The 26,950-nt window shown below is 58.0% G+C and carries 22 protein-coding genes; 10 read left to right on the plus strand and 12 right to left on the minus strand.

From position 1 onward, the window contains the following. Nucleotides 1-55 precede the first annotated feature (55 nt). A complete protein-coding gene (locus QZ869_RS11065) occupies nt 56-1,000 on the plus strand; it encodes a DMT family transporter (RefSeq protein WP_296104567.1) in 945 nt (314 codons plus the stop codon). Between the two features lie 71 nt (nt 1,001-1,071). On the opposite strand, the gene QZ869_RS11070 is transcribed toward QZ869_RS11065, so the two are convergent. The 3 genes from QZ869_RS11070 to QZ869_RS11080 all read right to left on the minus strand — a co-directional run bounded on the left by QZ869_RS11070 (nt 1,072) and on the right by QZ869_RS11080 (nt 5,368). Next, nucleotides 1,072-1,392: a hypothetical protein gene (locus QZ869_RS11070; protein WP_296037215.1), complete on the minus strand. Its 321-nt coding sequence runs from the start codon at nt 1,390-1,392 to the stop codon at nt 1,072-1,074. Nucleotides 1,393-1,543: 151 nt separating this feature from the next. Beyond that, entirely contained in the window at nt 1,544-5,053 is a 3,510-nt protein-coding gene (mfd, locus tag QZ869_RS11075) for a transcription-repair coupling factor (protein ID WP_296104568.1), read from the minus strand. Nucleotides 5,054-5,056: 3 nt separating this feature from the next. Further along, nucleotides 5,057-5,368 carry a succinate dehydrogenase assembly factor 2 gene (locus QZ869_RS11080; RefSeq protein WP_296018560.1) on the minus strand — a complete coding sequence of 104 codons (312 nt, stop codon included), beginning with the start codon at nt 5,366-5,368 and terminating at the stop codon, nt 5,057-5,059. A gap of 170 nt (nt 5,369-5,538) precedes the next feature. On the opposite strand from QZ869_RS11080, the gene recG reads away from it, so the two are divergent. Further along, on the plus strand, nt 5,539-7,644 hold the full coding sequence (recG, locus tag QZ869_RS11085) for an ATP-dependent DNA helicase RecG (RefSeq protein ID WP_296104569.1): 2,106 nt from the start codon (nt 5,539-5,541) through the stop codon (nt 7,642-7,644). Between the two features lie 5 nt (nt 7,645-7,649). Further along, nucleotides 7,650-7,916 (plus strand): hypothetical protein, encoded by a 267-nt coding sequence (locus QZ869_RS11090; protein ID WP_296018556.1) that lies wholly within the window; start codon nt 7,650-7,652, stop codon nt 7,914-7,916. A 60-nt stretch (nt 7,917-7,976) separates the two neighbouring features. Here the strand turns inward: QZ869_RS11090 and QZ869_RS11095 are convergent, their stop codons facing one another. The 7 genes from QZ869_RS11095 to coaD all read right to left on the minus strand — a co-directional run bounded on the left by QZ869_RS11095 (nt 7,977) and on the right by coaD (nt 14,936). Continuing rightward, nucleotides 7,977-9,464: an esterase-like activity of phytase family protein gene (locus QZ869_RS11095; protein ID WP_296104570.1), complete on the minus strand. Its 1,488-nt coding sequence runs from the start codon at nt 9,462-9,464 to the stop codon at nt 7,977-7,979. 180 nt (nt 9,465-9,644) lie between these two features. Then, nucleotides 9,645-10,799, minus strand: coding sequence for an aminodeoxychorismate synthase component I (locus tag QZ869_RS11100; RefSeq protein WP_296104571.1), 1,155 nt, complete (start codon nt 10,797-10,799; stop codon nt 9,645-9,647). 21 nt (nt 10,800-10,820) lie between these two features. After that, nucleotides 10,821-11,951, minus strand: a complete 1,131-nt coding sequence (gene tgt, locus QZ869_RS11105) for a tRNA guanosine(34) transglycosylase Tgt (protein WP_296104572.1) — start codon at nt 11,949-11,951, stop codon at nt 10,821-10,823. Next, a complete protein-coding gene (queA, locus tag QZ869_RS11110; RefSeq protein WP_296104573.1) occupies nt 11,951-13,033 on the minus strand; it encodes a tRNA preQ1(34) S-adenosylmethionine ribosyltransferase-isomerase QueA in 1,083 nt (360 codons plus the stop codon). The genes tgt and queA overlap by 1 nt, the downstream gene beginning before the upstream one ends. A gap of 234 nt (nt 13,034-13,267) precedes the next feature. Next, nucleotides 13,268-13,777 (minus strand): peptidylprolyl isomerase, encoded by a 510-nt coding sequence (locus QZ869_RS11115; RefSeq protein ID WP_296018550.1) that lies wholly within the window; start codon nt 13,775-13,777, stop codon nt 13,268-13,270. Between the two features lie 66 nt (nt 13,778-13,843). After that, a complete protein-coding gene (locus QZ869_RS11120; protein WP_296018547.1) occupies nt 13,844-14,413 on the minus strand; it encodes a peptidylprolyl isomerase in 570 nt (189 codons plus the stop codon). A gap of 28 nt (nt 14,414-14,441) precedes the next feature. Continuing rightward, a complete protein-coding gene (gene coaD, locus QZ869_RS11125; protein ID WP_296037234.1) occupies nt 14,442-14,936 on the minus strand; it encodes a pantetheine-phosphate adenylyltransferase in 495 nt (164 codons plus the stop codon). A gap of 394 nt (nt 14,937-15,330) precedes the next feature. Here coaD and QZ869_RS11130 point away from each other — a divergent pair, with 394 nt between their 5' ends. The 7 genes from QZ869_RS11130 (at nt 15,331) to glp (ending at nt 21,447) form a co-directional block, all read left to right on the plus strand. Then, nucleotides 15,331-15,510 carry a hypothetical protein gene (locus QZ869_RS11130; protein ID WP_296018544.1) on the plus strand — a complete coding sequence of 60 codons (180 nt, stop codon included), beginning with the start codon at nt 15,331-15,333 and terminating at the stop codon, nt 15,508-15,510. Between the two features lie 38 nt (nt 15,511-15,548). Next, nucleotides 15,549-15,683, plus strand: a complete 135-nt coding sequence (locus QZ869_RS11135; protein ID WP_296018542.1) for a hypothetical protein — start codon at nt 15,549-15,551, stop codon at nt 15,681-15,683. A gap of 210 nt (nt 15,684-15,893) precedes the next feature. Next, a complete protein-coding gene (locus QZ869_RS11140) occupies nt 15,894-17,786 on the plus strand; it encodes a peptidylprolyl isomerase (RefSeq protein ID WP_296104575.1) in 1,893 nt (630 codons plus the stop codon). Nucleotides 17,787-17,799: 13 nt separating this feature from the next. Next, nucleotides 17,800-18,813, plus strand: a complete 1,014-nt coding sequence (trpD, locus tag QZ869_RS11145) for an anthranilate phosphoribosyltransferase (RefSeq protein WP_296018537.1) — start codon at nt 17,800-17,802, stop codon at nt 18,811-18,813. Between the two features lie 6 nt (nt 18,814-18,819). Then, a complete protein-coding gene (gene trpC / locus QZ869_RS11150) occupies nt 18,820-19,635 on the plus strand; it encodes an indole-3-glycerol phosphate synthase TrpC (RefSeq protein ID WP_296037241.1) in 816 nt (271 codons plus the stop codon). Then, a complete protein-coding gene (moaC, locus tag QZ869_RS11155) occupies nt 19,632-20,114 on the plus strand; it encodes a cyclic pyranopterin monophosphate synthase MoaC (protein ID WP_296018522.1) in 483 nt (160 codons plus the stop codon). The genes trpC and moaC overlap by 4 nt, the downstream gene beginning before the upstream one ends. Nucleotides 20,115-20,229: 115 nt before the next feature. Further along, nucleotides 20,230-21,447, plus strand: coding sequence for a gephyrin-like molybdotransferase Glp (gene glp, locus QZ869_RS11160; protein ID WP_296104576.1), 1,218 nt, complete (start codon nt 20,230-20,232; stop codon nt 21,445-21,447). A 76-nt stretch (nt 21,448-21,523) separates the two neighbouring features. Here glp and QZ869_RS11165 read toward each other — a convergent pair whose 3' ends face one another. Together QZ869_RS11165 and QZ869_RS11170 are read right to left on the minus strand one after the other, a co-directional pair. Then, nucleotides 21,524-24,037 (minus strand): FAD-dependent oxidoreductase, encoded by a 2,514-nt coding sequence (locus tag QZ869_RS11165; protein WP_296078184.1) that lies wholly within the window; start codon nt 24,035-24,037, stop codon nt 21,524-21,526. A gap of 165 nt (nt 24,038-24,202) precedes the next feature. Further along, on the minus strand, nt 24,203-26,815 hold the full coding sequence (locus QZ869_RS11170) for a mechanosensitive ion channel family protein (RefSeq protein ID WP_296104578.1): 2,613 nt from the start codon (nt 26,813-26,815) through the stop codon (nt 24,203-24,205). Nucleotides 26,816-26,950: the final 135 nt, after the last annotated feature.

Here is a 26,950-nt window from a genome sequence, read left to right on the forward strand (position 1 = left end):
TTGATCGACCCTTCGCCGCTCCGGTTTTCCATTCATACGATTGAGCGGTGATTTCGTGTCAGACAGCAGGTTGAAGGGCATCTTGCTCGCCTTTGCCGCGTTTGCGGCCTACGCATTCAGCGATGCATGCGTCAAACTGATCGATGGGCAGCTTCCACCCGTTCAATCTGGCTTCTTCGGAGCGCTCTTTGGCCTGATGGCTCTGCCCTTCATCCGAAAAAGCAAGGATGCCTGGACGGATATCGTCAAGACGACAAATCGGTCCTTATGGCTGCTTCGTTTCTTCGCCACCGGCGCGAGCACCATTGGCAGCGTGGTCGCTTTCACCCATCTTTCCATGGCAGAAGCTTTCGCGCTGATATTTCTGCTTCCGTCCTTCGTCACGATCATGTCCGTGATCTTCCTGAAGGAACAGGTAGGTATCAAGCGCTGGTCGGCGGTCATTATCGGCTTTGCAGGCGTGCTGATCATTCTGAGGCCAGGCTTTCGCGAACTATCGATCGGCCACCTGGGTGCGATTATCGGCGGGGTTGGTGGGGCTCTGTCCATCGTCATATTCAGAGCGATCGGCCCGAGGGAAAAGAACATCTCTCTCTACGGCGCAGGCGTCCTGGGATGTCTCGCGGTATCTGGCGTCCTGATGATCCCCACTTTCACCATTCCAAACGCGGAGCAGTGGCTGATGCTGGCAGGTTACGGTCTGCTGGCAGCCTTGGCAAATGTGCTCATCATGTATGCGGCACAATATGCACCCGCAGCCGTCATCGGCCCGACGCAATATAGCCAGATGCTCTGGGCTATCCTCTTCGGCTACCTGATCTTCGGAGATCGTATCGATGGCTGGATGGTGCTGGGGATCGCGCTCATCGTCGGGTCCGGCCTGTTGACGCTGATGCGCGAGAAGCAGCGCAACGTACCGCTTCCGAATTCGGTCGCTGCATCCGATCAGAATGTAACGACGGTTATGCTGCCGCAGGAAGAGACGAAGGCGGGCCGATGATCGGCCCGCCTGGATTTCTGGCACACTCGGTTCAAATTGATATTTTAAAGACCTAAAATATTACGGGCGTATCAATTGCAGACGCGAACACGGTACATGTCGCCAAAACCGTCCTGACGCCACGCAATGTGGCAACGGGGATAGACGGGTTCGTAAACGACGGGTGGCGGGCCGTAATAGGTCGGCTCAGCATAAACCGGAGTGGTGTAGACAGGCCTGTCATGCGCAGCCGATAGTAAAGCGCCGCCCACGAGCGTACCGGCGATGCCAGCGGCAAAGCCGCGGCCGAAATTGTTGCGTGCTTCAGCTTGGCTGGTGGTGGCAATTGTGGTGCCCGCAATTGTCAAAGCAACCAGACCAGCGGTGACAAATCTGTTCTTCAACGTCCACATAGTCCTGCTCCTTGAATGATCCAGCACATTGTCCTGTGCTGATGAAGAAGAGACTACGCCTGCTATGGCTACCGCCACATGTCCGTTTGATTAATTCCGTGTAAGGATGCGAGTTGGCGTCAGATATCTTGACGCCAACGGCGTTCAGGCGTCACGATTTCGCCAGCTCGGCAAGCTGCGTCATGATCATCGCCGCACCCGCCAATCGCTTCTCAGGCGTCGGCAGATCGCGGGTCAGGAACACGCTGTGATCGGGACGGATTTTTGCCATGGAGCCCTGCTTGCCGATATAGCCGACCAGTGCTGCCGGGTTCGGGAACTCCTTGTTACGGAACTGCACGACAACGCCCTTCGGACCGGCATCGAGCTTCTCGACATTGGCTGTACGGCAGAGCGACTTGACGTAGACGATCTTCAACAGATGCTGCACTTCCTTCGGCAACGGACCGAAGCGGTCGATCATTTCAGCACCAAAACCGTCGATCTCATTGAGATCTGTCAACTCGCCAAGGCGGCGATAAAGACCCATGCGCAGATGCAGGTCTGGCACATAGCTTTCCGGAATCATGACGGAGGTGCCGACAGAAATTTGCGGCGACCAGCCGGTATCGACGACGTCATCCTCGCCCTTCACTTCAGCGACCGCCTCTTCCAGCATCTGCTGGTAAAGCTCGAAGCCGACTTCCTTGATATGGCCGGATTGCTCCTCGCCAAGCAGATTGCCGGCGCCGCGAATATCGAGATCGTGGCTGGCAAGCTGGAAGCCCGCACCAAGCGTATCGAGCGACTGCAACACCTTCAGACGACGCTCAGCCATGGTCGTCAGCACCTTGTTGACCGGTAGCGTGAAGAGGGCGAAAGCGCGAACCTTCGAACGCCCGACACGACCGCGCAGCTGATAAAGCTGCGCCAGGCCGAACATGTCGGCGCGATGGACGATCAGAGTATTGGCTGTCGGCACATCGAGACCGGATTCGACGATGGTAGTGGAGAGAAGCACATCATATTTGCCGTCATAGAAGGCATTCATGATGTCTTCCAGCTCGCCCGCCGGCATCTGACCATGGGCCACCGCCACCTTCAGCTCCGGAACGTCCGATTGCAGGAAGGCATGGATATCGGCGAGATCCGCCAGACGCGGGCAGACATAGAAGCTCTGGCCGCCACGATAATGTTCTCGCATCAACGTTTCACGGATCACCAGCGGATCGAAAGGCGAGATGAAGGTGCGCACCGCCATGCGGTCCACCGGCGGCGTGGTGATGAGCGACAGTTCACGAACACCGGTCATTGCCAGCTGCAAGGTGCGCGGGATCGGCGTCGCCGACAGCGTCAGAACGTGAACGTCGCTCTTCAGTTCTTTCAGCCGCTCCTTGTGCTTCACACCGAAATGCTGCTCTTCATCGATGATGAGGAGACCGAGATTGGCGAAGGTGATGCCCTGCCCGAGCAGCGCATGCGTGCCGACGACGATATCGGTCTTGCCTTCGGCCACTTCCTTCTTGACGAGATTGAGTTCCTTGGCGCCCACGAGGCGCGAGGCCTGCTGCACACGGATCGGCAACCCTCTGAAACGCTCGGAGAAGGTGCGGAAATGCTGGCGTGCCAGAAGCGTGGTCGGCACCACGACGGCCACCTGCACGCCGTTCATTGCCGCAAGGAAAGCGGCGCGCAGCGCCACTTCCGTTTTGCCGAAGCCGACGTCTCCGCAGATCAGGCGGTCCATCGGACGACCGGCGCCCAGATCATCGCGGATCGAGTCGATCGCATTCATCTGATCTTCGGTTTCATCGTAAGGGAAGCGTGCCGCGAACTCGTCATAGAGGCCGTCGGGTGCCGTCAAGACTGGAGCCTGGCGTATCAGGCGGGCAGCTGCGATGCGGATGAGATCGCCTGCCATATCGAGCAGGCGCTTCTTGAGCTTCGCCTTGCGCATCTGCCATGCGCCGCCACCAAGCTTGTCGAGCTGCGCTTCCGCGGCATCAGATCCGTAGCGGGAGAGAAGATCGATATTTTCGACGGGCAGGAAAAGCTTCGCATCATCGGCATAGTGCAATTCGAGGCAGTCGCGCGGCGCACCGGCAGCCTCGATGGTGCGAAGTCCGACGAAACGGCCGATACCGTGTTCGGCATGAACGACCAGCGACCCTTCATCCAGCCCGGCAACTTCCGAGATGAAATCGGCGCCGCGCTTGCGGCGCTTAGAGCGGCGCACCATACGGTCGCCAAGAATATCCTGCTCGCCGATAACAGCGAGATTGCTTGCCCCGTAGCTCGTCTCGAAGCCAGCCTCAAGGCTGAGAACGGCGGAGGCCGCCTCACCCTTGCCGAGCTTCTCCACCTCTTTCAACGAAGCGATCGGCTTGATCTTTTCCAGCCCATGCTCGTTGAGAACCTGCATCAGGCGGTCGAGCGATCCTTCCGACCAGCCGGTGATCAGCACCTTCCAGCCTTTCGAGCGCCGCTCGGCAATGTGCTTGACCGCGAGATCGAAGACATTGACCCGGTCTTCCGCGCCACCTTCAGCAGGCGGCTTTGCCCAACGGGGGCCGACATGCGCATCGAGCGTGGCAACCGGCCTGTCGTTGGTGTCCTGTTCGTTGAACGGCGTCAGGCGAACCGCATTGACCGCGTTCAGCGCCTCATCGAAGCCCTTGCCGCCAATATAGAGCTGGCTGGGTGATACCGGCTTGTAGGGTGCGCCTTGCGTCGCGCCCTTTGTCTGGCCGGAATTGCGCCGCGCCTCGAAATAGTCGTGCACCAGCTTGGAGCGCTCGACGGCGGCCTCGCGTGCGGTGTGATCGGTGACGATGCGAAAGCCCTGGAGATAGTCGAAGGCGGTCTCCAGCTTCTCGTAAAAAAGCGGCAACCAGTGCTCCATGCCCGCATAGCGACGACCCTCGGATACGGCCTGATAGAGCGCATCGTCTCGCGTCGCGGCACCAAAGAGCGACAGGTAATTCTTGCGGAAGCGGCTGATCGTATCGGGCGTCAGCGTCACTTCGCTCATCGGGTTGAGATCGAGCGACCGGGCTTGGCCGATGGTGCGCTGGCTGGCGGGATCGAAGGTGCGGATGCTCTCAAGCGTATCGCCGAAGAAATCAAGACGCACCGGCTCTTCCGTGCCGGGAACGAAAACATCGAGAATGCCACCGCGCACGGCAAACTCGCCGACTTCGCGCACCGTCGCCACGCGATCAAAGCCGTTACGCTCGAGGCGCGCGGCAATGTCTTCCATGCGGATCTGGTTGCCCGGCTTGGCGGAAAAGGCCAGACTCTCGATAATGTCGCGCGGCGCCATCTTTTGCAGCATGGCGTTGACGGTGACGAGAACGATGGCCGGATGCGGCTTCTTCTGATGCTGGATCAGCCCCGACAGCGCCGCAAGCCTGCGCGCAGAGGTGTCCGCACTTGGTGACACGCGGTCATAGGGAAGGCAGTCCCAGGCAGGTAGTGTCAGCACCGGGATTTCCGGCGCAACGAAGCCCAGGATCTGCTCGAGATCGGCAATACGGTGCCCGTCCGATATGACATAGGCGACAGACGTTCCCGCCCGCGCCATATCCGCCAGGAGAAGCGCCTCCATTCCGGATGGCACATTTCCAATGGTCAGCGGCGTATCGGCCGATGCCACCAGCTTCACATCAATCCCGGCGATCATAAATCAGGCTTTCGTTGTCTCGGATGTGACCGGATCGAAGTCCGGGCGATAAGAGGCGATTTTCATGAAGAGAGGTGTCTGGAATTTTTCAGGGATCGGCAGAGCGCCCGTCACCATCTTGACGAGGTCGTTATCTTCCTCGGCCATGATGACTTCCAGCTCATCGAGGTCCGCGTCCGAAAGATCGGCGATATTGTCTTCGGCGAACTGCCCCAGCACCAGGTCCATCTCGCGAATCCCGCGATGCCAGCAACGATAGAGAATCCGCCGGCGCCTCGGTTCGAGGTCGGCACTCGTGCGCACCAGTCCAGTCATCGCATTCACCTGTTTGTTGGTTTCGCATTCCTATAGAACAGGACAGGAACGCTTGGGAACCGCTATTTGTGCAAATATGCGGCATTGGGCATAAAAACTGCCGGTGATAAACGCTCTTTATCCGTCTAGCACTCTTGCAATGGGCGCAGCCTTACCCGATTTTGCAGCCCATGCGCCCCGCCATCCTCGATCCCCTTTTTGCCACAGTCTCTTCGCTTGCAGGCGTTGGCCCAAAGCTTGCCGATCTCTTGGCGAAACTTCTGGGCCGGGAGAACGCCGAGGACACGCGTGTTATCGACCTTCTGTTTCACGCGCCGTCCAATATCATCGACCGGCGCAATCGTCCGGGTATCGCGCTTGCACCCCAAGGGGCTATTGTCACCATTCAGGGACGGATCGACAGGCACCAGCCTGCGCCCCCCGGCAATCGCTCCGCACCCTATCGCGTCTTCCTGCATGACGATACCGGCGAACTGGCACTGACCTTCTTCCGCGCCCGCGGCGACTGGCTCTCAAAGGCGCTTCCAATCGATGAGGAGGTAATGGTCAGCGGCAAGATCGACTGGTTCAATGGCCGCGCCTCCATGGTTCACCCGGACTTCATGGTGAAGGTCTCGGAGGCGGATAATCTGCCGCTGGTGGAAGCGGTCTATCCGATGACGGCGGGCCTTTCGCCCAAGGTACTGAAACGCGCCATCGATACGGCTTTGCAGCGCCTGCCGGTCTTTGCCGAATGGATTGACGAGACGCTTGCCACGCGCCAGAGCTTTCCGCATGTGGCGGATGCCTTCCGAGAACTGCACGATCCACGCGATGGGGCCGATATCGATCCGCAAGCCCCTGCCCGCCGCAGGCTCGCCTATGACGAGTTTCTGGCAGGCCAGCTTTCACTCGCGCTCGTTCGCCAAAGACTGCGAAAGGTCGCGGGCCAGCCGATCCGCGCCAGGGGCGATTATGCGGCGCGGATTTTGGCGGGCCTGCCCTTCTCGCTGACCAACAGCCAGAGTGCAGCAGTGACGGATATTCTGACCGATATGGCGGGCGAGGACCGAATGCTGAGGCTGCTTCAGGGCGATGTCGGCGCGGGCAAGACGCTGGTGGCGCTGATGGCGATGGCAACCGCCGTTGAAGCTGGCGGTCAGGCCGTGCTGATGGCGCCGACGGAAATTCTGGCGCGCCAGCATTTCGCGACGATCTCGAAATATGCAGCGGCTGCGGGCATCTCCTGCGAGGTTCTGACCGGCAGAACCAAGGGCAAGGAGCGCCGCGAAATCGAGGAGCGCATCGCATCCGGCGAAGCACAGATTGTTATCGGCACGCACGCTCTGTTTCAGGACAGCGTCACTTACAAGAACCTCGTTCTGGCCGTGGTGGATGAGCAGCATCGCTTCGGGGTACATCAGCGGCTGCGCCTCACCGCCAAGGGCATCACACCGCATATGCTGGTGATGACGGCAACGCCCATCCCGCGAACGCTCGTTCTCGCCGCCTTTGGTGACATGGATGTCTCCAAGTTGACGGAAAAGCCCGCAGGCCGAAAGCCCATCCAGACGGTCACCATTCCCAATGAGCGGATCGGCGATATTGTCGACAGGCTGCGAAGCGCTCTGGCCGAAGGCAAGAAAGCCTACTGGATTTGCCCGCTGGTGGAGGAATCGGAGGAATCCGATCTCATGTCGGCGGAGGAAAGACATGCGGTGCTATCGCAATCCTTGCGCGCCAATATCGGCCTCATCCATGGCCGCATGAGCGGGCCTGAAAAGGATGCCGCTATGCTGGCCTTCAAGAGTGGCGAAACGCGCCTGCTTGTGGCAACCACTGTCGTCGAAGTAGGCGTGGATGTGCCCGATGCAACGATCATGGTCATTGAGCACGCCGAACGTTTTGGCCTTGCACAGCTTCACCAGTTGCGCGGTCGTGTCGGCCGTGGCGACGAGGCCTCCACCTGCATATTGCTGTACAAGGGTCCACTCAGCGAAAACGGCAAGGCGCGGCTCTCCATCCTGCGCGACAGTGAAGACGGCTTCCTGATTGCCGAAGAGGATCTGAAGCTGCGCGGCGAAGGCGAACTTCTCGGCACGCGCCAATCCGGAACGCCGGGCTTTCGTATCGCCAGTCTCGAGGCCCATGCAGACTTGCTTGAAATCGCCCGCAAGGACGCCGCCTATATGATCGAAAAAGATGCCGAGCTCGTCAGCGAGCGCGGCAGGAACCTGAGAACCCTGCTTTACCTCCATCGCAGGGACGAAGCCATCCGCTTCCTCCACGCAGGCTGATAGACATGACAATCACACCCAATCCGCCACCGGCCTTTCAGAAGGGTTTTGCCCTTTGCTCACCTGAAAACATTCTCCAACCGAAGACATTCGCCAAGAGCGAGAAGAAGGCGATTGCCAAAGGCTTCAAGAAGCCCGGTCGCAAGCAAGCATGGGCGGACGCCCTGGAACAGGGCTGGAGCGTCAAGCTCGTCTATATGCGGCTCTTTGTGCCGGTGTTCCATTCCACTGCATCCGGCACGCAGGAATTCAACGACGTCGAAGACGACTGAGACGCATAAAAAAAGCCGCGCCGATTGTGTTCGGCGTGGCCCTTGTAAAGCGATCTGTCTCTAGCGCTTGGTAACGCCCGGCAGCGTCACGCGAAACACCTGGAACATGGTGTCCACATCCGCATCACCTTCCGCCTTGTAGGACTTTCCGACCTGGAATCCGTCTTGCGTCAGGAAGTCGTTGTCATTGGCAACGAAGAGGAAGTAGTCGTCCGGTGCGGACGCGTCGATGGCGCTGGCAATTGACATGGCTTCCCACTTTTCCGACAGGTTGTTCTTGTCGTTCGGCGCGCCGTTGTGCAGGCCGAAACGAGCAAGCTCCTTGCTGTCATTCAGATCGATGAAGTCATGCAGAAGAGCGGGTTTGACGGCGCTGTCCAGAACGCCCTTGGGCGCAACCGCTTTCACGTCATCATACTCGCCGCCGGCAATATCAGTGGCGCCGGAAAGATCAACGAGTTCGATTTTACGGTAGACAGACGTATCGCCCTTCAGGCCCTGACCGTTGTTGCTGTCACGCGCCAGCATCAGGAAGGCCTTGTCGGACAGCGCCAAAATTTCGCTCTGGGCTGCCACGAGCTTCTTGTCCTTGCCTTCGAACTTCGGCAGCGGCACGACATATTCATGCGCAAGCTTCAGGTGGTCGACATCGCTCGCATCGTAGACCAGTGCGCGGGTATGATCGCGAGTCGACGAGGAATCACCACCATCCTGACGGGTCGCCGATTGCAGAACGGCAATGAGGTATTTGCCATCCGGGGTTAGTGACATGCCTTCAAGACCCTGATTGTTCTGGCGCCCGGTTTCGGGATCCTTCGGATCAGGCTTCTTGCCGCCTTCGCCAACATTGTTGGACGAGAAGTTGATCTCACCCTTGCGCATCGGCAGCAGCGCCTTTGGCGGCTGCGTGGCCGAGATCATCTTACCATCGGCAGAGAAATGATAGATATAGGGTCCGTACTCGTCGCTGATGAGGAACGAGCCATCCGCTAGGCGCACAACAGCCTCGGCATCGAGAGAGACCTTACCGGTAGAGGCAAAAGGCAGCACTGGCGTTGCGCCGCTCGCCGGACGGGTACCTGCCTCCGGGTCGAGGCCTGTCATGTTCTTGCCCTGCTCATCGGTCAAAAGCAGCGTATCGGCAAGTTTCGCCTGAACACCCGTCTGCTGCTTGTCCGCAGCCACATCGCCGCCCGTTGCGGGCATCAGCGTGACATCGATCTTGTTGATGCGGGCATCATAATCCGTCGTGCCTTCGACGTTGTAGCCACGGTCCGGCAACAGCCATAGCGAACCGCGATAGGCATCGCCATCCTTCTTCCAGCTGGTGGCATCGATCGCCATGCCGGAACCTGAGCCGAAGGTTTCACCCAACTTGTCGCGCTGGCTGGCGGGAATGCGCCCGATGGCGACGAGACCCTTGTTAGCATAGCTGACGCCATTTGCGGTGGCGCTGCTTTCAGCCATCGCAGCGGCAGGAAAGATGAAGATCGATGTCGCCAGCGCGGCGGCAAGCCCGCGAGAGGTCACGGAACGGAATGATGTCATGGAGCGATATCCTTGAGAAACAAAGAAAGATGGTCTCTCCGACATGTCCCATCGCGCAGCCGCGCATGGTTTTGGTGCATGTCGAAGCGTACCTTCTGCGCACTGTCTCTAAGAGCAGGATATGACACTTGCATGACGGCGATGCCGTCTCTTCATCCGACCTTCATGCGTTTGACCAGCTCAGCCGAGTTTTCGCTTACCAGCTGCGAACTTCGCCTTCAGCAAGCACTCGTCATATTCGGACTGCGCAGTGGAATCGAAAACGATCCCGCCTCCGACATTGAAGGTCGCTCGTCCATCGTCGAACAAAGTAATGGTGCGGATCGCCACGGAAAAGCGCATTTCCCCCTTTGGCGATATGAGTCCAATGGCACCGCAATAGACATCGCGTAGGCCGATTTCCAGATCGTGCAGGATTTCCATCGCCCGCATTTTCGGCGCACCCGTCACCGAACCGCAGGGAAAGAGAGCGGCGAAGATATCACCAATGCTCACATCGGGTAACAGCTTGGCCCGCACATGGCTGACCATCTGGTGGACGGTTGGATAGGTCTCGATCTCGAAAAGCTTCGGCACATGTAGCGTGCCGACTTCCGTGATCCGTGAAATATCATTGCGCAGCAGATCGACAATCATGCGATTTTCGGCAAGCGTTTTCTCATCCTTGCCCATGGCCTCAATCAGAGCCGCATCTTCCTCCGCCGACGATCCGCGCTTGACGGTGCCCTTCATCGGATGGGTCGCGATCCAGCCCTCCGCATCGACCGAGAAAAACAGTTCGGGAGAGCGCGACAGAATCACAGGCCCACCAAGATCGATCAAGGCGCCATATTTCACCGGCTGACGGTCGATCAGAGACCAGAACCCGGCAAGCGGATCACCGTGCCACCGACCGGTGACAGGCATAGTAAGATTAGCCTGGTAACAATCTCCCTGGCGCAGATGCTGGTGCAATCTGTTGAACTGCGTTTCATAATCCGCGAAAGACCAGGAGGGTTTGAGATCGCTCAACAAAGCGTCAGCCGCCAGGATATTCAATGGCTTAGGCATACGGGTCATGTCACCGGCTGGTGAGCTGAAGACACCAAAACACAGGAACGGTGTCTGTCGGCTCCCCTCTGCCAAGGGTGCAAGCTTCGGCTCGAAAAGGTATCCTGCCTCATAGGACATATAGCCGGCTAAATACTTGCCCTCAGCCCTGACCGCCTCCATCCGTGCAAGGGCGGGAAAGAATGCGTCAATCTCATGCGCAACGATAATCTCCTCCGGCTCCGTAAACAGTGTCACGGTGCCGGTCGTATCGTCACGAAAAAGAACGTAAGGCGCATCTAGCATTCGGCGATCCGATGATGTTTATCACACCGGATCGATATCGCCTTTCGCCCACATTTCAATGGTCTCCGCGTAGAAATCCGCAAAGCGACCTTCTTCAATCGATTTGCGAATCCCCTGCACCAACTCCTGATAATAGGCGAGATTGTGCCAGGAAAGAAGCATGCCGCCCAGCGCTTCATTGGATCGGACCAGATGATGCAGATAAGCGCGGGAATAATCGCGCGATGCCGGGCAGTTGGACTGCTCATCAAGCGGACGCATATCTTCGGCGTGGCGCGCATTGCGAATATTGACCCTGCCCCTGCGGGTAAAGGCAAGGCCGTGGCGGCCAGAACGAGTCGGCATCACGCAGTCGAACATGTCGATGCCGCGCGCCACGGATTTCAGGATATCGTCCGGCGTACCCACACCCATCAGATAGCGCGGCTTTTCCGTCGGCAGAACCGGCAGCGTCGTGTCGAGCATGGCCAGCATCACGTCTTGCGGCTCGCCGACTGCCAAGCCACCAACGGCGTAGCCCTTGAGATCAAGCTGCTTCAATCCCTCGGCAGACCGGATGCGCAAGTCCGGCTGGTCGCCGCCCTGGACGATACCGAACATTGCCTTGCCCTTCTGCTCGCCAAAGGCCACACGGCAGCGTTCCGCCCAGCGCAGAGACATTTCCATGGCCCGCTCGATTTCCTTGCGTTCGGCGGGAAGCGCCACGCATTCATCGAGCTGCATCTGGATATCCGAATCGAGCAGACCCTGGATCTCGATGGAGCGCTCCGGAGACATATGATGCAGCGAACCATCGACATGGCTCTTGAAGGTCACACCTTTTTCATCGAGCTTACGCAGGCCAGACAGCGACATGACCTGGAAGCCGCCGCTATCGGTGAGGATCGGATGAGGCCAGCGGATCAGCTCATGCAGGCCGCCCAAACGCGCCACACGCTCCGGGCCAGGGCGCAGCATCAGGTGATAGGTATTGCCGAGAATGATATCGGCGCCGAGCTCGCGCACCTGATCCAGATACATGGCCTTGACAGTACCGACTGTGCCGACCGGCATGAAGGCGGGCGTGCGGATCACGCCGCGCGGCATCGCCACTTCGCCGAGGCGCGCGCCGCCGCTGGTTGCTTTAAGGGTGAAGGTGAAGTTTTCGTGCATCAGACTTTCCGGAAGAGCAGGCTGGAATCGCCATAGGAATAGAAACGGTAGCCTGTTTCGATGGCATGGGCGTAAGCCGCTCGCATCGTCTCCAGACCGCAGAAGGCCGAAACCAGCATAAAAAGAGTGGATTTCGGCAGGTGAAAATTGGTCATCAGAATATCGACCGCCTTGAAGCGATAGCCTGGCGTGATGAAGATGCCGGTCGCACCTGACCATGGGCGGATCTGCCCGTCGTCGCCGGCAGCACTTTCGATCAGCCGCAGCGATGTCGTGCCAACGCAGACGATCCGTCCGCCTCTCGCCTTCACCGCATTCAGCTTCTGCGCCGTTTCGTCCGACACATAGCCGATTTCGAGATGCATCTTGTGGTCTTCGGTGTCATCGGCCTTGACCGGCAGAAATGTTCCGGCACCGACATGCAGCGTGACGAAGTGGCGCTCGATGCCAGCCTTGTCCAGCGCTTCGAAGAGTGCTGGCGTAAAATGCAGGCCAGCCGTCGGTGCGGCAACGGCACCTTTTTCCCGCGCATAGATCGTCTGATAATCTTCCTGATCCTGCATATCCTCGGGCCGCTTCGCAGCGATATAGGGAGGCAGCGGAATATGCCCGACAGAGGCAATCGCCTCATCGAGTGCGGGACCGGATACGTCGAACAGCAGAGTGATTTCACCCTCCTCGCCCTTTTCCTCCACCGTCGCTTCCAGACAGGCAAGGCCGCAGGCATTGTCGCGCTCATAGCCGAAGCGAATGCGGTCGCCCGCCTTGATGCGTTTGCCCGGTCGCGCAAAGGCCTTCCACCGGCTGGCATCGGCGCGCATGTGCAGTGTCGCGGAAACCGAGGTCTCCTGCGCACCCTCGCGCAAGCGTATGCCTTCGAGCTGTGCGGGAATGACGCGTGTATCGTTGAACACCAGCGCGTCGCCGGGCTTCAGGAAGCTCGCAAGATCAAAGACCTGATGGTCCGTCATCCGGTCCGTATTGGGATCGACCACGAGTAGTCGGGCGCTGTCACGCGGATTGGCCGGGCGCAACGCAATATTTTCCTCGGGGAGATCGAAATCGAACAGGTCAACACGCATTCGGAAGCTCTTATAAAATTCGTCTATTGTCACTTTCACCTCTCTCGCCGCAGAGAAAAGCGAAAAGCTCAGAATATCAAAACCCGCCTCGCAGCGAACTGCCGGCGGGTCATGGTTGGCAGGAAGGATGCCTTTTCCTCGACGTGATCCTCGGCCCCGGGGTCAAGCCCAAGAGTGCGCCGAGGATTTACAACGTCGGCAGCCCGCCCTGCCTCTCGGCAAGGCGAGAACTCCTTAGGCTGCAGACGCCAGTCGGATCGACACGATCGAATCGGGGTCCTTCACAGGCTCGCCCTTCTTGATCTTGTCGATGGCTTCCATGCCCTCGATGACCTGGCCCCAGACCGTGTACTGCTTGTTCAGCCACGGAGAATCCGTAAAGCAGATGAAGAACTGCGAGTTGGCGGAGTTCGGGCTCTGCGAACGGGCCATGGAGCACGTGCCGCGAACATGCGGAATGGCGGAGAATTCAGCCTTCAGGTCAGGCTTCTCAGAACCGCCCATACCGGCACGTGCCGGGTTAAAATCGGCAGAACCCTTCTTGCCGAACTTCACGTCGCCGGTCTGTGCCATGAAGTCTGCGATGACGCGGTGGAATACGACGCCGTCATAAGCCTGCTCGGACACCAGTTCCTTGATGCGGGCAACATGGCCTGGAGCAACTTCTGGCAGAAGCTGGATGACAACCTTGCCGGTCGTCGTTTCCATGATGAGGGTGTTTTCCGGATCCTTGATCTCGGCCATGATATCTCTCCTTACTAAGGTTGGGCTAGAGGGGCACAACGCCCGTTTGACGTGGTTGTCGCGACGTTACTTCTTGGTCACCGTTACCTTGACCATACGGTCAGGATCGGAGACTTCGCCGTTTCCGCCGGCGCCACGCTTGATCTTGTCGACGAATTCCATGCCCGAAACGACCTTGCCGACCACGGTATACTGGCCGTTGAGAAATGGTCCCTGATCGAACATGATGAAAAATTGAGAATTGGCAGAATTCGGGTTCTGGGAGCGGGCCATGCCGACGGTGCCACGCTCGAAGGGAACCTTCGAGAACTCGGCGGGGATGTCCGGAAGGTCGGAACCACCGGTACCGGCACGGCGCGCATCGAAGCCCTTGTTCATATTGCCATACTGCACGTCGCCGGTCTGTGCCATGAAGCCGTTGATGACGCGGTGGAAAGCAACGCCATCATAAGCGCCCTTCTTGGCGAGTGCCTCGATCTGCGCCACATGCTTCGGCGCAACCTCCGGCATAAGCTGGATGACGACCGGGCCGTCCTTCAACTGGATCGTCAGAAGATCGGCCGCAGAGGCGATCGTGCTTGCAGCAACAGCGCTGACGAACATGGCGCCTGCAAAGGCAAATTTGAGCAATTTCATTCGGATTGGCTCCACCTATATGCCGAAACTATCGTTTCAGCTTCGTGTTAAGGGCTTCAAGCACGGCTTTGGGCACAAAGGCCTCGACATTGCCGCCCATGGCTGCGATCTGACGAACCAATGTGGCGGTAATAGGCCGCGATGCGGTGCCTGCGGGTAAGAAAACGGTCTGGATATCCGGCGCCATCTGCCGGTTCATCCCCGCCATCTGCATCTCATAATCGAGATCGGTACCGTCGCGCAGGCCCCGAACCAGAAGCGTTGCACCATGACTGCGGGCCGCATCGACAACGAGATTGTCGAAGGAAACGACACGCAGCCTGTCCATAGCGTCCGGCAACACGTCATTGAGAGATTGTCTGATGAGATCCGCACGTTCTTCGAAGCTGAACATGGGCACCTTACCTGGATGAACGCCAATGGCGACGATCACGTTCGATGCCACATTCAATGACTGGATGAGAACATCCAGATGTCCGTTGGTCATCGGATCGAAGGATCCAGGATAAAAGGCAATCGTCATACCGCTCTCGATACTTCCGTGTCGGTGGGCCTTTTGTCACGTCAGCATCGCATCTGCAAGACTTATACCTCGATCGCTTAAGTGAATGTCCAATGAATGCAGCATTCAGCACAGCTTCAAAGCCACTCCTTATAAGTTGAACCATCGACAACGCATCGGGTCTGACATCCCAATGGAGACGGAAATGCTGGCATTCATGGTGATCCTGACGGTCGCCACTTCATTCTTGGTGGAACAGCTCTTCATGGATTGACGTGAGCTGCCAATTTCCTGAACGCCAGATGAACGCGGCATTCAAGGAAGCTTCACAGGCGCAATGCTAATCGATTTTTAATAGTATTTCGGAACCCGACTTGAAGTCAGGCGTTCTATTCGCAGGCAAAGGAACGGACAAATGTTTGCAAGAGAAAAGCAGTCTACTTCGGCGAAAATCGGTGTGATCAGCACCGCCTGGACAATGCTGCTCATCGCGATGGTTGCGACGACGTTCAGCCTTTACGCCCAGAAGCCACAGCAACAGGAAGCAAGCTTCCCGCAGCTTACATCCCGCTATCAGTATATGAACTACTACTGATCGGCAGGGGAAACCCACATAGACCGGAGTAATACGCCATGATTTTCGTTTTGACAGTGCTTTCTGCCTTGATCAGCGTCATGTTCGTGGCATCGGTCGTCTCGGTTGTTTCCGAACTACAGAAGGAAGATGAGGAGTTGAAGGATATGCTGGAACGCAGCAAGTCGTTCTGACAGCATAGGCATCAAAACTCCATCGCCGCACAAAGCCGCCTTATCCTAGGCGGCTTTTTTGTGCGCCGCAGGCCATGGCATCTGCATGCGGTTCGCACAATCAGTTGACCCTTAGGTTTCAACAGAACAGCTTCCATTTACCAATAAAACGCTCTAAGGAACCCCGATAGACCCGGCGTAACGGGCGCATATTGTGAGGTTTGCATAACGATGCTCGATTCCCTGAGAAACGCTTCCAGAACCATGGCGGCAAAGCTGCTCCTTCTTCTTCTTGTCGTTTCATTCGGCATATGGGGTGTGTCGGCATCACTCGTTTCGAGCAATTCACACGCCGTGATGACGGTCGGTGATCAGACGGTGACACCGAATGAGTTTCGCATGGCCTACCAGCGGCGAATGGGAGAGATCGGCCAACAGTTCGGTACGCGTCTGACAACGGAACAGGCGAAAGCTTTCGGTATCGACCGCGAGGTCTTCAGCCAGCTTGCAGCGGGCGCTTCGCTTGATCAACTCGCGGAGAACATGAACCTTGGGCTTTCCGAGGACCGTCTGGCGAATCTCATTGCCGAAGACCCAGCCTTCAAGTCGCCCACTGGCCAGTTTGACCGACAGCTCTTCAGCCAGCGTCTACGCGGCGCTGGCTTCAACGAGGACGACTATGTGAAGGAGCGCAGCAAGGTAGCGGTCCGCAGCCAGATCGTAGATGCCATTTCCGATGGTTTCACGCCGCCACAGGTTCTGGTCGATGCATTGAAGCAGTACCGCAACGAGCAGCGCTCGGTCGATTATCTCCTGCTGTCCAACGCCAATATCGATCCGGTGAAAGCTCCGGCGGAGGATGTGCTGGCTGCCTGGTTCGAAAGTCACAAGGCGCAGTACCGCGCACCCGAATATCGCAAATTCACATATGTGAAGCTTGAGCCGTCCGATATCGCAAATCAGAGCGACATCACCGACGCTCAGGTCGCCGAATACTACGAAAAGAACAAGGACAAGTTCCGCACCGCAGGCCGCCGCACGGTCGAGCAGCTGGTTTTTCCGAATAAGGAGATGGCGGAAGCTGCTGCTGTTCAGATCCGCGCTGGAACGACGACCTACGATCAGGTCATCAAGGATCAGGGCAAGCAGCCGGCAGACGTGCTGCTTGGTGAGTTTACCAAGGAAACGATGCCTGATCCCTCCATCGCCGATGCAGCCTTTGCGGTTCAGAAAGACGGCGGCATTTCGCCTGTGGTCGATGGAGCCTTTGGCCCAGTCATCCTTCGCGTCACCGGCATAAAGGGTGAGAGCATGAAGACACTGGATGAGGCAAAAGAAGAAATTCGCACGCAACTTGCGACCGCAAATGCTGCTGAGCAACTCAACAGTGTTCACGATCGCTACGAAGACCTGCGTGGCGGCGGCTCGTCGCTTGCGGATGCGGCAAACCAGCTGAACCTCAAGGCAGTGACCATTAACGCCATCGACACCAATGGCGAGGACGAAAAGGGCAACCCGGTCGAAGGCCTTCCTACGCCTGCTCTGTTGACAGAGGTATTCAAAACGGAACCGGGCACAGAAGCACCAGCGGTTAACATCGGTCGCGAAGGTTACGTCTGGTTCGATGTCGATCAGATCATCCCGTCGCGTGACCGCACGCTGGATGAGGTTCGCGAACGAGTCGTCGCTGAATGGACGGCCGAGCAGCAGCGCAATGCCCTGACAGCCAAGGCAGCAGAGCTGAAGGCTCGTATCGAAAAAGGCGAGAGCCTTCAGACGATTGCCGGCGAAATGGGTCTTGCTGTTGAAACCAAGATGGGGCTGCGTCGCAACAGTGACGATGCTCTCTTCGGTCAGCAGGCCGTTGCGGCGATCTTTGCAGGCGCTGACGGCTTGGCCGGCACCGCCGTCAATGCGGATGGTTCCGGTCGGATTCTCTTCAAGGTGACGGAAGTCAACACCAATGCCCCTGTCGATGCCCTGAACAACGACGATCGTCAGATCACGGCCATGGCAAAGGCTGCGGGTGAGGACATGCTGGATCAGATGGTCAGCCGTCTGCAGAACGACTATGGTGTCAGCATCAATCAGGCGCTCGCAGATCAGGCGATGACTGCATACTGATAGGGAACGGGACATGGCCGAACTGAAGCCGCTAATCGCCAAGGTTGCAAATGGTGAAAGCCTAAACAGGGAGGAGGCCCGCCAGGCCTTCGATATCCTGATGTCCGGCGAGGCCACGCCGTCTCAGATCGGCGGTTTTCTTATGGCGCTGCGGGTACGTGGCGAAACCGTGGATGAAATCGTCGGTGCAGTCTCGTCGATGCGGGCTCGGATGCTTCCTGTCTCCGCGCCCGCCCATGCGGTGGATATCGTCGGAACGGGTGGTGACGGTCTCGGCACGTATAACATCTCCACCCTCGCCGCGATCATCGTTGCAGGCACCGGCCTTCCAGTGGCCAAGCATGGCAACAAGGCCTTGAGCTCGAAGTCTGGTACTGCCGACGCTCTTTCGGCCCTGGGCGTCAAACTCGATATTGGACCTGAGCTCATCAGCCGCTGCATAAACGAAGCTGGCCTCGGCTTCATGTTCGCGCAGTTGCATCACTCCGCCATGCGCCATGTCGGCCCGACAAGAGTGGAACTTGGCACCCGCACGATTTTTAACCTGCTCGGCCCGCTATCGAACCCCGCAGGCGCGAAGCGCCAGCTGCTCGGCGTCTTTTCACCGCGGTGGCTTCAGCCAATTGCCGAGGTCTTGCGCGATCTTGGATCGGAATCGATCTGGGTTGTCCACGGCGATGGCATGGATGAGATCACCACCACAGGCGTTACCCATGTCGCGGCTTTGGAAAATGGCAAGATCCGCACCTTCGACCTGACGCCGAAGGACTTCGGCGTCTCATCAACGACGATCGACGACCTCAAGGGCGGAGACGGCATCTTCAATGCCAATGCACTTCGCGGCGTGCTCTCCGGTCATAAAAACGCCTATCGCGACGTTTCTCTTTGCAATGCGGCAGCGGCACTCGTCGTTGCCGGCAAGGCCGAAACGCTGAGCGACGGTATGAAGATTGCCAGCGCTTCGCTGGATGAGGGCCAGGCTGCTGCTGCACTGGATAAGCTGGTTGCAGTCTCCAACGAGGAGTAAGCGAAGATGAGCGACATTCTGAGAAAGATCGAAGCCTATAAGCGCGAGGAAATCGCAGCCGCCAAGGCCAAGGTGTCTCTTGCCGATCTGAAGGCGATGGCCGCCGATCAGGCCGCCCCTCGAGGCTTCTACAACGCCTTAAAGCGCAAGCAGGCGGAAGGCACCTATGGCCTGATTGCGGAGATCAAGAAGGCAAGCCCATCGAAGGGCCTCATCCGTCCGGATTTCGATCCACCGGCGCTTGCAAAAGCCTATGAAGCAGGCAACGCAGCGTGTCTCTCGGTTTTGACCGATACACCGAGCTTCCAAGGAGCGCCGGAGTTTTTGACCGCTGCCCGCAACGCTTGCTCCCTGCCCGCCTTGCGCAAGGACTTCATGTTCGAAACCTATCAGGTGCATGAGGCCCGCGCCTGGGGCGCGGACTGCATCCTGCTGATCATGGCATCGCTTACCGACGATGAGGCAAAACGTCTTGAGGCCGAAGCCTTCGCCCTCGGCATGGATGTGCTGGTCGAGGTGCATGATGAAGAGGAAACGGAGCGTGCGCTGAAACTCGCCTCCCCCATGCTCGGCGTCAACAACCGCAATCTACGCACATTCGAGGTCAGCCTCGAAACCAGCGAGCGGCTGGCGAAGATGGTGCCAGCGGACAAGCTGTTGGTCGGCGAAAGCGGCATCTTCACCCATGAGGACTGCCTGCGGCTGGAAAAATGCAACATTAGCACCTTCCTGGTTGGTGAGAGCCTGATGCGCAAGGACGACGTCACGGCTGCGACACGCGCCCTGCTCACGGGCCGGAGCGGCGTTATGGCAGCCGAATGAGCTCATCCCCGAAGCTCACTCATATCGGCGCCTCCGGCGAGGCGCATATGGTCGATGTCGGCGACAAGCTGGATACCGTCCGCACCGCCGTGGCTGAGGGTTTTGTCAGGATGAAACCGGAGACACTGGCGCTGATCCGCGATGGCGACGCCAAGAAGGGTGACGTCATCGGCACCGCTCGCCTCGCCGGTATCATGGCTGCCAAGCAGACATCCAATCTCATCCCTCTTTGCCATCCTCTGATGCTAAGCAAAGTGTCCGTCGATATCTGTGAAGACGACGCTCTACCCGGTTTGCGTGTTCAGGCAACCGTCAAGCTTTCCGGCAAGACGGGCGTGGAAATGGAAGCGCTGACGGCTGTCTCCATTGCCTGCCTGACGATCTACGATATGGCCAAAGCCGCTGATAAGGGCATGGAAATCGGTTCGATCCGGCTGCTTGAAAAAAGCGGAGGAAAGTCCGGCGATTACCGGGCCTGAGTCTCCGACTCAACTCTTCTTGAAAAGCCCGACTGGCCTCTGCTGATCATCCTGATTCTCATCACTGTGATAGAGTAATATATGAAGGTCATGCTTGTGACCGAAAAGGAAGCGTATGAAACCCCTTCTGCCTGTCAACGAAGCTCTCGAACGATTGCTAGGTGCGGCACAGCCTCTCACTGTCACAGAGCGCGTCAGCCTCACCAATGCCGATGGGCGCGTCCTGGCCGCTGACCTTGCTGCACGGATTACACAGCCGCCCTTCGATTCCTCAGCCATGGACGGGTACGCACTGCGCGCCGCGGATGCTCCGACGTTCGGCTCCGAACTGACTGTTATCGGCACGGCCTCTGCGGGGCACGCTTTTGAAGGTTCGGTGGGACCGGGGCAAGCTGTTCGCATCTTCACAGGCGCGCCAGTACCTAAGGGGGCGGACACAGTCTTGATCCAGGAGGATGCTGAGCTTCTGGATGCTAACCACATCCGTACCACATTCGATGTCACTCAAGGGCGACATATCCGCCCGCGCGGCCAGGACTTCATGGAAAGCGAAGCCGTTCTCGATGCAGGCAATTGCTTGAGCTTCGCCGATCTGACCGTTGCTGCCGCAATGAATCATGCCGAGGTCACGGTCTATCGCAAGCCGCTTGTCGCCGTGCTCGCAACAGGCGATGAACTCGTCCCGCCGGGCGGTGATCCGCAGGTGGCACAGATCATCGCATCGAACACCTTTGGCGTTTCAACACTCGCACGTCAGGCCGGCGCGGATATTCTCGACCTAGGGATCGTCAAGGATGACGACGCGCTGATCCGCGCCGCAATCGGCAAGGCCATCGCCGCCAAGGCCGATATTCTCGTCACGCTTGGTGGCGCCTCGGTTGGCGATCACGATCTCGTCCAGGCCGCGCTGAAGGCAGAAGGTATGACACTGGACTTCTGGCGCATCGCTATGCGGCCGGGTAAACCGCTTATGGTCGGTACTATCGGCGCGATGCAGGTGCTGGGCCTGCCGGGAAATCCAGTCGCCAGTCTTGTCTGCAGCCTGCTGTTCCTTGAGCCTCTCATCCACAAGCTTGGCCACCACCAACACCAATCCCGCGAGATCACGGTCAAGACGGCAACCGCTCTCAAGGCCAATGACATGCGGCAGGATTATCTGCGCGCCCGCTTCACTGGCACAGACAATGGGCTCCCCATCGCAGAAGTCTTCACCAAGCAGGACTCGTCGATGATGAAGATCATGGCGAAGTCCAATTGCCTGATCGTCCGCCCACCGCACGCGCCTGAACTGCCCGCCGGGGCGGAATGCACAGCCATCAGGCTAAGAGGCTGAAGACAATAGTCTCATAAATGCAAAGGGCTCCGTCGTAACGGAGCCCATCCTTGTTTGATAGATGCGACCTGGCGCCTTAAGCGCGCAGCACTGCGTTGTCCGGATCGAACGGGCTTTCGACCACGACCTCCGCATCATAAAGATCGCCAAGGATCTTGATCTTCAGCTTGGTACCAATCGTGGCGTAGTCTGGTGCGAGCATAGCGAGCGCCACCGACTTGCCGATACGCCAGCCGAAACCACCGCTCGTTGCACGACCGACAACCTCGCCCGCATCGTTCAGGATGGCTTCCGAACCGCGTGCATCAACGGTAGTGTTGCCGCTGACGATCAGCGTGGAGAAGATCCACGGCAGACCCTTTTCCTTGCCAGCAACCACTGCGTCACGACCGATGAATTGCTTCTCCGGTTTGATGAAGCGGTCGAGACCTGACGAGTACGCGTTGTACTCGACCGAAAGTTCACGGCCCATGTTGCGGTAAGATTTTTCCAGCGACATGGACACCATAGCGCGAATACCGAATGGCTTGATACCAAACTCGGCACCGGCTTCCATCAGACGGTCGAAAATGTAGGTCTGCATTTCGATCGGATGATGCAGTTCCCAGCCAAGTTCACCGACGAAGTTGACGCGAAGCGCATGTGCGGTTGCGACGCCAACGGAGATTTCCTTGGCGGTGAGCCACGGGAAATCCTTGTTTTCGAGGCTGGTGCGCGTCAGCTTCTTCAGGACTTCGCGAGACTTCGGACCGGCCAGAGCCAGAACGCCGTACTTCTGAGTGATCTGCTGCAGAGTGACGGAGCCATCGGTGGGCGCAAGACGGCGAAGCGTGTCGTGATCGACCGATTCAAGACCACCTGCGGAAACCAGATAGAAGCGACCGGGTGCCCACTCATAGACCGTGAACTCCGCCTTGACGCCACCATTCGGCGTCAGGAGATGCGTCAGCGCGATACGGCCACGCTTCTTTGGAATGGCATTCGCCAGGATCGACTCGAGCCATGCGCGAGCGCCGGGACCGGAGACTTCCATCTTCGCAAAAGCCGACATGTCCAGAACGCCGACATTCTGAGTAACGTTCTTCACTTCATTCCCGACGTGCTCGAAGTAGTTCGACCGGCGGAACGACCACTTTTCAACAATGCGTCCATCTTCGAGCGGTGGTGCGTAGTTGTGGTTGGTAATGACGTCTGCGCCAACACCAAGTTCTTCTTCCTTCAACGCATAACCTTCGGGTGCAAACCAGTTGGCGCGTTCCCACCCATAAACCGAGCCGAACACACCGCCGAGTTTCTTGAGGCGATCATAGACCGGCGTCGTTTTCAGCGGGCGAGCAGCAGAGCGCTCCTCATCCGGATAGTGCATGGTGAAGACGTTGGCATAGGCCTCTTCATTCTTGGCAATCAGGTAGCCTTCGGTTGCATAAGGGCCGAAACGACGCGGATCGACACCCGTTAGATCGAGAGTAGGCTCGCCATCGACGATCCACTCCGCCAGCTGCCAGCCAGCTCCACCTGCAGCGGTGATGCCGAACGAGTGACCTTCGTTCAGCCAGAAGTTCTTCAGGCCAGGCGCTGGACCGACGATCGGGTTGCCATCCGGGGTGTAGGCGATCGCGCCGTTATAGACTTTCTTGATGCCGACTTCGCCGAAAGCCGGAACGCGCTCGATGGCGCTTTCGATATGCGGCATCAGACGGTCGAGCTCTTCCTGGAACAACTCGTATTCGCTGTCGTCGGAAGGGCCGTCGACATAACAGACAGGCGCGCCAACTTCGTACGGACCAAGGATCAGGCCACCGGCTTCTTCGCGCATATACCAAGCGCTATCCGATTCGCGCAGAACGCCCATTTCCGGAAGGCCCTGCTTGCGGCGCTCCAGAATGTCTGGATGCGGTTCGGTGACGATATACTGGTGCTCGACCGGAATGACCGGAATGTTGATGCCGACCATCTCGCCTGTCTTGCGGGCGAATGAACCCGTACAGGAAATGACATGCTCGGCAATGATCTCGCCCTTGTCAGTCGTCACCTTCCAGTGACCGTCTTCGGTCTGCTCGATCGCAGTAACGGTTGTGTTTCTGTAGATAGTCGCGCCCTTGTCACGCGCGCCCTTGGCCAGCGCCTGGGTGAGGTCAGCCGGCTGAATATAGCCGTCATCCGGATGCTGGATCGCGCCGAGAAGGCCATCGATCTCACAGAGCGGCCAGACTTCCTTGACTTCTTCCGGCGTCAGCATCTTCACATTGACGCCAATGGTTTCAGCGATACCGGTGTAATACATATACTCGTCCCAGCGATCCTTGGTGCGGGCGAGACGAATGTTGGAAACCTTGGAAAAGCCGACATTCATGCCGGTCTCCTGTTGCAATTCCTCGTAGAACTTGACCGAGTACTTATGAATCTGGCCGACCGAATAGCTCATGTTGAACAGCGGCAGGAGGCCCGCCGCGTGCCATGTGGAACCAGATGTCAGCTCTTTACGCTCGATGAGAACGGAGTCAGTCCAGCCCTTTTTGGCCAGATGATAGAGCGTCGAAACGCCGACAACGCCACCACCGATAACCACTGCCCGCGCATGTGTCTTCATAATCATAGTTCCCCTTGAGGCATGTCATCCGCATGAACGCGGCTTTTTCCGAACCTATGGCGCAGACTATGCAATGTCGCATCGCCGCCCAAACGCCTGATTACGACATGCAAAAGGCTCGCCGCGACGGCGAGCCTTTTGACGATTTTCAAGCAGCGAGAATGCTCAGCTTGGCTTCTTTGCAGCTGATGCTTTAAACTCCCCAACCTTTGCCTCTCCCGGCTTTTCCTCCTCGGCCTGCACCTTGGCAGCCTCGGACTTCGCTATCTCTTGCTTGGGAGCAGCTGCGGCACCAGTATGGGAAACCACCGCCTTGTCACCCTCCTCCGAAAGAAGTGCCGCGAGGATTTGCGGGTTCGTCTCGCCTTCCATGTGGATGTTGAGATTACGCTGCGGCATCGGAATACTGATCCCCTCCTCTCGGAAGCGCTTCAGAATTTCCATCCGCAGATTGTTTTTTACGGCTAGTCCATGCGAAAGATCGGCAAGATGGAAGCGAAGCTCGAAATCGAGCGAGAAATCGCCAAAGCGCAGGAATTCCACATGCGGCTCCGGATTTCTCAAGACCGGCGTCTGCTTCTTCACCAGTTCAAGCAGGATATCCATCACCTTCTGCGGATCCGTCTCATAGGCGACCGAAACCGGAATTTCAGCACGCTGAATGCGATTGCGATGCGTCCAGTTGCCGACGGAGGAATTGATGAACTCCGAGTTCGGCACGATGATCGACTGACCTCGGAAGGTTTCAATCTCGGTGGCGCGAACGGAAAGCCGCTTTACGGTGCCTTCGACTGTGCCCGTCACCACCCAGTCTCCCACCTTGAATGGACGCTCGACAAGAAGGATCAGACCGGAGACGAAGTTGGAGACGATGTTTTGCAGGCCGAAACCGATACCGACAGACAGGGCCGACGCAACGAGAGCAAGGCTGGACAGATCAAGACCGGCAGACGAGATACCAAAGATTGCGGCAACAACGATCCCCAGATAGCCGATACCCGTGCCGACCGAGTTTCGCACGCCAGCATCGACTTGGCCTCGCGCCATGACATTGCGATCCAGCCATTTCTGGAACCACCGTGTCACCGCGTAACCGACGATGAAGACCAGAATGCCGCTAAAAATGCTGATCAGCGAGATCGAAGTGTTGCCGACCTTGAAGCCTGTCAGCAGGCTGTACGCCCAGTTTTCGATATCGCCGGGCTGGAAACCCCAGGAGAACAGAACGAGCGGTACGCCGAAGGCAAGCGCAATCGCGTAGATGCCAAGCCCTGCGACAAGACCGGTCTGATCCAGACCCACGGGGCCGAGAGAGAATCGACGGCCGAGATACCGTCCCGCAAGCGTTTCTCCAAAGGCTCCCTGACGAGAGATCGCCTTGCCGGAAAGGATGCCGATATAAACGGTCGCCACGACCGCACCTGTCGCCACGATCTGTGTAGCAAGAAACCGGGCAAGCCCGACATAGCCTGTCAGACAGGCACCGATCAGCACCAAACCGCCGACTCGCAGCAAAATCGCGAGCCAGCGCGGCATGCGCTTGTGGCCGGTTTCGGCATCCTGACCTTCTCCGACCACAGGCTTGAGGAAAGAAATCCCAAAAAGGATAACGCCGATGACAATCGAGGCCACAAAACTCTTCGCCACCGTCAGAATGAGCGGCGAATTGAGTGTCTCGCTGATCGTGCTGAAGAGGTAATCCAAGCCGTTGACGATCGCCATGACGAGCATCGCCGACGATATCGTATGCGCGCCGCTGTTCGACACACGCAGAAGACGCCATTCCGGCTGTGTCGGGGCAAAAATTGCGTAAGTCAGGCGAGAAATGAAATACACGAAGGCAATCACTGACATCGCCACGAAGACGATGGGCGCGATATCCGGTCTCAGGACACCAAAATTATCGAGGAAAAAGGCCGACGTCACCATGAAGAGGAAGACCGACATCGACTGCACCGTCGTCGACCAGAAGGCGACGGACAGGCGGCGCAGATAGGACGGCTCGCCGGAAAAAGCGCGTCGCTCCATGCGGTGTCCAAGAAGCCGATAACCGCCGACAAGAAACAGAAGTGCTGCCAGTATCGAAAGCGATACGGCACCGAACATCGAAAGCCGCTTGTAATTCCAGACGAATATGGACCAGCTTGTCAGCGAACTGCTGACCATCGAGATCTCGTCGATGAACTCCCTGCCAGCCTCCGCGAGCACCGGTAGAGAAATTTCCGTTCTCTTGAACAGAGTTGCGGCAAACAGCGCACGCCGGATCGACGTGATGTTGTTGGACAGAGCATTGGCTCGCCCGGCTACGGCTTCTGCTTCGCCCAGAACCGCATTGATCTGGGACTTTTCAGAATTGAGCTTGTCACGCTCGTCCGTCACGACGCTTGCCTCGGGCGGTGCGCCTTCCTTGGGCGGCGCGCCGAGCGATGTGATACGGCCGTTGATCTCATCCAGCCGGCCGCGCAGATTGCCGAGGACGCCGTTCACAGACGCAGCAAGATCATCCGCCCTGCCTTTCAGATCGACGAGACGGGCATCGTCTCTACCGCCCTCTTCGAGTTGCCGGCTGATATCGGAAAGGGAGGCCTTAGCCGTGTCGAGCTCTTTGGTAGAGCGCTCAACGACAGGTGTTGCCGCAGCCGGCTGCGCCGCAGCGGTAGGCCCATTGGAAACCGGCGCTGAACCTTGCCCCTGATCTTGAGCGAAAACGAACGAGGATAGCAGAAGCAACAGAATAGGCAGAAGAGACAGAGGCCGAACCCAGCGCGTGCCACTCATCGAAAACCTCATCACGGATACCCTTCTGCTCCTGTCGAATCATGGGGCCTAGATAATGGACCTATAAGGCAATTCAACAGCGGCGTTACGCCTAAGATGTGGAACTTCTTTCGGTTTCAGCCATTAGAGTGTGCA

This window comes from uncultured Agrobacterium sp. (genome assembly GCF_913777885.1).
Taxonomy (GTDB): Bacteria; Pseudomonadota; Alphaproteobacteria; order Rhizobiales; family Rhizobiaceae; genus Agrobacterium.

What these genes read in the sequence shown, in the direction of transcription:
- QZ869_RS11070 (WP_296037215.1), bottom strand. Translation starts at nt 1,392, where the DNA reads ATGTGGACGTTGAAGAACAGATTTGTCACCGCTGGTCTGGTTGCTTTG.
- mfd (WP_296104568.1), bottom strand. Translation starts at nt 5,053, where the DNA reads ATGATCGCCGGGATTGATGTGAAGCTGGTGGCATCGGCCGATACGCCG.
- QZ869_RS11080 (WP_296018560.1), bottom strand. Translation starts at nt 5,368, where the DNA reads ATGACTGGACTGGTGCGCACGAGTGCCGACCTCGAACCGAGGCGCCGG.
- recG (WP_296104569.1), top strand. Translation starts at nt 5,539, where the DNA reads ATGCGCCCCGCCATCCTCGATCCCCTTTTTGCCACAGTCTCTTCGCTT.
- QZ869_RS11090 (WP_296018556.1), top strand. Translation starts at nt 7,650, where the DNA reads ATGACAATCACACCCAATCCGCCACCGGCCTTTCAGAAGGGTTTTGCC.
- QZ869_RS11095 (WP_296104570.1), bottom strand. Translation starts at nt 9,464, where the DNA reads ATGACATCATTCCGTTCCGTGACCTCTCGCGGGCTTGCCGCCGCGCTG.
- QZ869_RS11100 (WP_296104571.1), bottom strand. Translation starts at nt 10,799, where the DNA reads ATGCTAGATGCGCCTTACGTTCTTTTTCGTGACGATACGACCGGCACC.
- tgt (WP_296104572.1), bottom strand. Translation starts at nt 11,951, where the DNA reads ATGCACGAAAACTTCACCTTCACCCTTAAAGCAACCAGCGGCGGCGCG.
- queA (WP_296104573.1), bottom strand. Translation starts at nt 13,033, where the DNA reads ATGCGTGTTGACCTGTTCGATTTCGATCTCCCCGAGGAAAATATTGCG.
- QZ869_RS11115 (WP_296018550.1), bottom strand. Translation starts at nt 13,777, where the DNA reads ATGGCCGAGATCAAGGATCCGGAAAACACCCTCATCATGGAAACGACG.
- QZ869_RS11120 (WP_296018547.1), bottom strand. Translation starts at nt 14,413, where the DNA reads ATGAAATTGCTCAAATTTGCCTTTGCAGGCGCCATGTTCGTCAGCGCT.
- coaD (WP_296037234.1), bottom strand. Translation starts at nt 14,936, where the DNA reads ATGACGATTGCCTTTTATCCTGGATCCTTCGATCCGATGACCAACGGA.
- QZ869_RS11130 (WP_296018544.1), top strand. Translation starts at nt 15,331, where the DNA reads ATGTTTGCAAGAGAAAAGCAGTCTACTTCGGCGAAAATCGGTGTGATC.
- QZ869_RS11135 (WP_296018542.1), top strand. Translation starts at nt 15,549, where the DNA reads ATGATTTTCGTTTTGACAGTGCTTTCTGCCTTGATCAGCGTCATGTTC.
- QZ869_RS11140 (WP_296104575.1), top strand. Translation starts at nt 15,894, where the DNA reads ATGCTCGATTCCCTGAGAAACGCTTCCAGAACCATGGCGGCAAAGCTG.
- trpD (WP_296018537.1), top strand. Translation starts at nt 17,800, where the DNA reads ATGGCCGAACTGAAGCCGCTAATCGCCAAGGTTGCAAATGGTGAAAGC.
- trpC (WP_296037241.1), top strand. Translation starts at nt 18,820, where the DNA reads ATGAGCGACATTCTGAGAAAGATCGAAGCCTATAAGCGCGAGGAAATC.
- moaC (WP_296018522.1), top strand. Translation starts at nt 19,632, where the DNA reads ATGAGCTCATCCCCGAAGCTCACTCATATCGGCGCCTCCGGCGAGGCG.
- glp (WP_296104576.1), top strand. Translation starts at nt 20,230, where the DNA reads ATGAAACCCCTTCTGCCTGTCAACGAAGCTCTCGAACGATTGCTAGGT.
- QZ869_RS11165 (WP_296078184.1), bottom strand. Translation starts at nt 24,037, where the DNA reads ATGAAGACACATGCGCGGGCAGTGGTTATCGGTGGTGGCGTTGTCGGC.
- QZ869_RS11170 (WP_296104578.1), bottom strand. Translation starts at nt 26,815, where the DNA reads ATGAGTGGCACGCGCTGGGTTCGGCCTCTGTCTCTTCTGCCTATTCTG.